The organism is Gordonia sp. UBA7599 (genome assembly GCA_002477755.1).
In the GTDB taxonomy this organism is placed as follows: Bacteria; Actinomycetota; Actinomycetes; order Mycobacteriales; family Mycobacteriaceae; genus Gordonia.
In genome coordinates, this window is the sequence record DLKD01000152.1 from 1 (window position 1) to 4,557 (window position 4,557).

Here is a 4,557-nt window from a genome sequence, read left to right on the forward strand (position 1 = left end):
CGGTGCGCGCCACCGCCAACCGAAACTGACGCGGGCTGATGATCCCGTCACGCAGACACCGCCCGGTCGCCGGCAACCGATCGCGCATGGCAATCGCCTCCGATAGCCACTTCTCACCTTGGCGTTGGGTCAGTCCTTGGCTCATCGCGATCCGGGCGGCGGCCTGGGTTTCGATGTCGAGCATCCGCACCCCCCGCGCCGACGCTTCGGGTTTACCGGTCTCGGACAGCACCGTGTGCATCACGCCGATCTCGCGGTACTCGATCCACGCCAACAGCGCATTCGCCCGCCGCGCATGACCCAACACGTCCACCGTCCAGGCCGGGTCGCCGAGCGCCAACGATGCTGCCGGACCCACCGAGGCGGCCCGCTTGACCCATAACGCTTCGTCATCGAAGGCATCAGGCTCATCCCACGGATCAGGGGTGCCCCAGGCGTCGGGGGTGTCCCAGACACCGGGGTCGATATCGAATCCGCCGCTACCGGTTTGGGCATCGTCGACCGCCGGCGTGTCCGGTGCGGCGGTCGTGGTGTCCATGCCTTAACCCTACCCGAACACACTTTCGATCACAAGACCGAATATGCAGGTCAGTGGCTATTGTGACAGGTGTTCACTGGCGCATACCGCTGCGGCCGACGGGGTGTGTCCGGGGTAGTCGAGCGATAGCCCAACGATCCGCTATTGCGTCCACTCGAGCTGGTAGCGGGTTTGCTGTACCAAAGGGCGGGCGGCGTCGGCCCCGACGAGTTCGCGCGCCCCGCGCGTGTCGAGGGATCCACCGATTGGCAGGGCGCGGCGCAGGTCGATGCGCACCGTTCCGCGGCCCAGCGAGGTGTAGCGCACGATGTGCAGCGCCGCGCCGGTTCCCGGCACCGTGTACTCCGACCCGGTGGGCGTCTCGTCGACCGTGATGTCGAGGTCGACGGTGTCGGCGTCGCGCCCGCGCAGTGTCGCAGTGATCGTCTGCTGCAGGGTCGTCGCACCCAACAGCGTCCGTCGTACCTGCCACTGAGCCCCGATGCCGACCGCGTCACCGGGCCGGGCGGTCAGGGTCTGCAGCGCCGTGGCGAGTGTGTTCTCCAAGACGGCTCGCGCCGTCGTCGGAGCGCCGGAGTTCGGCCACAGCCGCAACGACAGCGGGACCCCGGCATCGCCGAGAGTGAGCCCGCCGCGCGAACCGTCGTCCTTCGCGAGGTCGGCCGAAAGCGCGGGGTCCGCCGCGGATAGTGCGTCGAATCGCAGCGCGACGTCAGCATCGTCGGTGCAGTGCCGTCGTGCGGTCGCCGCGACGGTGACCGTCTGGTCTTCGCGCGATGTCGAGTTCGCGTCGGGCGCCCCGCCGGCCATTCGGGTGAGGACGGTCGTCGTCGCAGTCAGGCGCACCGGTTGGGCCTGTGTGCGGTCCGGGGTGGCGCGCAGTGGGAGCCGAGGCTCCGCACCGGGGGAGAGAAGTTCAACGGTGGGGGTGGCCAGAGGGATCGGCCGGACTGCCGGGTCCGCCGTCGTGATGGCGGTCGAGCAGGGTCCGTCGTCGGGCGCCGAGCCGGTGCCGCCACAGGCGAGCAGTACGGCGCACAGGGCACCCAGCAGCGGAACGACCGCGGCGCGGTGCGCCGATGAGCGCGGCACAGTCGGGTGGGCGGGCCGGATCAGCACGGGGCCCAGCGTAGCGGGCGGGTGGACGCCGCCCAGTACCCTGGTCGACGTGCTGAAGCGATACGCGACGACGTGGGCGGTGCTGGGGGTCGCCCTGGTGGTGTGGGCCCTGGACCTGATCACCAAGATCTGGGCGGTATCCGCGCTAGAGGGTCGCGACCCGGTGTACCTGATCGGCGATTGGGCCCGCCTCCTGGTGTTGCGCAACAGCGGCGCCGCGTTCTCCATGGCCACCGGCTATACCTGGGTCCTGACCCTGGTGGCGCTCGGCGTGGTCATCGCGATCATCCGACTGTCGCAGCGACTGCGCTCGGCGTGGTGGACCCTTGGGCTGGGTTTGGTGCTGGGCGGTGCGCTGGGCAACCTGGCCGACCGGGTGTTCCGGGCACCGGGCGCGCTGCACGGCCACGTCGTCGACTTCATCGCAATCGGCTGGTGGCCGGTGTTCAACGTCGCCGATTCGGCGGTCGTGTGCGGAGCCGTCCTGTTGGTGATCCTCACCATCCTCGGGTTTGACTACGACGGCGGTCGCAGTGGCTGGGCCGCCCGCCGGTTCCCGGCCGACGACAGCACCCAAGCTGACGACAGCGCCCAAGCCGACGACAGCGCCGCAGCCGACGCCGAGACCGGGGATGCCCGTGCGTGAGTCACGGACCTTGCCGGTGCCCGACGGCGTCGCCGGAATGCGGGTGGACGCGGGCGTGGCACGGATCCTGGGCATCTCGCGCACGACGGCGGCCGAGCTGGCCGCGGCCGGCGATATCACCGTCGACGGGATAGCGGCCGGCAAGTCCGACAAACTCCCCGTGGGCGCGATGCTCGACGTGCTGCTGCCCGCGCCGGCGCAGCCGTTGCGGGTCGAGCCCACCCCCGTGGAGGACCTTGCGGTCGTGTACCACGACTCGGACATCATCGTCGTCGACAAGCCGGTCGGCGTGGCCGCGCATCCTTCGCAAGGCTGGAGCGGCCCGACTGTCGTCGGAGCACTGGAGGCCGCGGGCTTTCGGGTCTCCACCTCGGGGGCCGCCGAGCGTCAGGGCATCGTGCAACGCCTCGACGTGGGCACGTCCGGGCTGATGGTCCTGGCTGTGTCCGAACACGCCTACTCGGTTCTCAAGCAGGCCTTCCGCGACCGGACCGTCGAGAAGCGCTACCACGCCCTGGTGCAGGGACATCTCGATCCGCCGTCGGGCACCATCGACGCGCCGATCGGCAGACATCCCGGCAACGATTGGCGATTCGCGGTGACTGCGAGCGGCAAGCCCTCGATCACCCACTACGACACGTTGGAGATGTTTGCGGCGGCGTCGTTGCTCGACGTGCACCTGGAGACTGGGCGCACCCACCAGATCCGTGTGCACTTCTCGGCGCTGCACCACCCGTGCTGCGGCGACCCGACCTACGGCGCTGACCCGGTGCTCGCGGCCCGGCTGGGCTTGGATCGGCAGTGGCTGCACGCCCGTGAACTGGCCTTCGCACACCCTGCAGACGGGCGCGAAGTGCGGTTTGTCAGCGAGTACCCTGACGACCTGCAGCACGCGCTTGACGTCCTGCGGGAGGGGTAGCCGCAGTCACCTCCGTCCCATCCGTCACGCGCTGGCGTGGTCCCCTGCCGGTGTCAGACCGGCACCCTAGAGTGGACGCCGTGACCGACGCCCGATCATTCGTCCACCTGCACAACCACACCGAGTATTCGATGCTCGACGGTGCGGCGAAGGTCGGTCCCCTCTTCGCGGAGGCCAAGCGCCTCGGAATGACCGCGATCGGGATGACAGACCACGGCAACATGTTCGGGGCCAGCGAGTTCTACAACGTCGCGGTCCGCAACGAGATCAAGCCCATCATCGGCATCGAGGCCTATATCGCACCGGAGTCGCGATTCTCCACCAAGCGCGTGCAGTGGGGTACCCGCGACCAGCGCTCCGACGATGTATCGGGCAGCGGCTCCTACACCCACATGTCGATGGTCGCGGCGAACGCCACCGGCCTGCGCAACCTGTTCAAGCTGTCCTCGCTGGCCTCGATCGAGGGCCAATTGGGCAAGTGGGCGCGCATGGACGCCGAACTGATCGCGCAGTACTCATCGGGGATCATCGCCACGACGGGCTGCCCTTCGGGGGAGGTGCAAACCCGTCTGCGGCTCGGCCACGACCAACAGGCGCTGGAGGCCGCGGCGAAATGGCGCGACATCTTCGGCCCGGAGAACTTCTACCTCGAGCTGATGGAGCACGGGATCGAGATCGAGAGCCGCGTGCGCGACGGACTCCTCGAGATCGGCCGCAAGCTCGGCATCAAGCCGCTCGCGACCAACGACTGCCACTACGTCACCCAGGCCGACGCCGGGGCGCACGAGGCGCTGCTGTGCGTGCAGACCGGAAAGACCCTCTCGGACCCGACGCGGTTCAAGTTCGACGGTGACGGGTACTTCCTCAAGTCAGCCCAGGAGATGCGCGACCTGTGGGACTCCGAAGTCCCCGGCGCGTGCGACTCGACGTTGGAGATCGCCGAGCGCGTCGAATCCTACGAGGACGTGTTCACCCACCGTGACCGGATGCCGGTGTTCCCGGTGCCGACCGAGCACAGCGAGGCGAGCTTCCTGCGCGCCGAGGTCATGAACGGGCTGGCGACGCGGCGGTTCCCCGGGACCGAGATCCCGCAGGAATACCTCGATCGCGCCAACCGCGAGCTCGACATCATCATCCAGATGGGTTTCCCGGCCTACTTCCTCGTCGTCGGCGACCTCATCGCCCACGCCCACGAGGTCGGCATCCGCGTCGGACCTGGCCGCGGTTCGGCGGCCGGTTCGATCGTCGCCTGGGCGCTGGGGATCACCAACATCGACCCGCTGCCGTACGGGCTGCTGTTCGAGCGGTTCCTCAACCCCGAGCGCGTGTCGATGC

At 68.9% G+C, this 4,557-nt stretch carries 5 protein-coding genes; 3 read left to right on the plus strand and 2 right to left on the minus strand.

Annotation, left to right across the window (positions count from 1 at the left end):
- Positions 1-538, minus strand: a 538-nt coding sequence (locus tag B4L26_RS17655) for a DUF222 domain-containing protein (protein ID WP_290720998.1), incomplete at its 3' end; no start/stop codon positions are given.
- A 141-nt stretch (positions 539-679) separates the two neighbouring features.
- Positions 680-1,657 (minus strand): hypothetical protein, encoded by a 978-nt coding sequence (locus B4L26_RS17660; RefSeq protein ID WP_290721001.1) that lies wholly within the window; start codon positions 1,655-1,657, stop codon positions 680-682.
- Between the two features lie 49 nt (positions 1,658-1,706).
- Here B4L26_RS17660 and lspA point away from each other — a divergent pair, with 49 nt between their 5' ends.
- The 3 genes from lspA to dnaE all read left to right on the plus strand — a co-directional run.
- Positions 1,707-2,303, plus strand: coding sequence for a signal peptidase II (gene lspA / locus B4L26_RS17665; RefSeq protein ID WP_290721004.1), 597 nt, complete (start codon positions 1,707-1,709; stop codon positions 2,301-2,303).
- Positions 2,296-3,222: an RluA family pseudouridine synthase gene (locus B4L26_RS17670; protein ID WP_290721005.1), complete on the plus strand. Its 927-nt coding sequence runs from the start codon at positions 2,296-2,298 to the stop codon at positions 3,220-3,222. Before lspA ends, B4L26_RS17670 begins: the two co-directional genes overlap by 8 nt.
- A gap of 131 nt (positions 3,223-3,353) precedes the next feature.
- Positions 3,354-4,557 (plus strand): DNA polymerase III subunit alpha (gene dnaE / locus B4L26_RS17675; protein ID WP_414651924.1); only part of this gene is annotated, 1,204 nt, incomplete at its 3' end.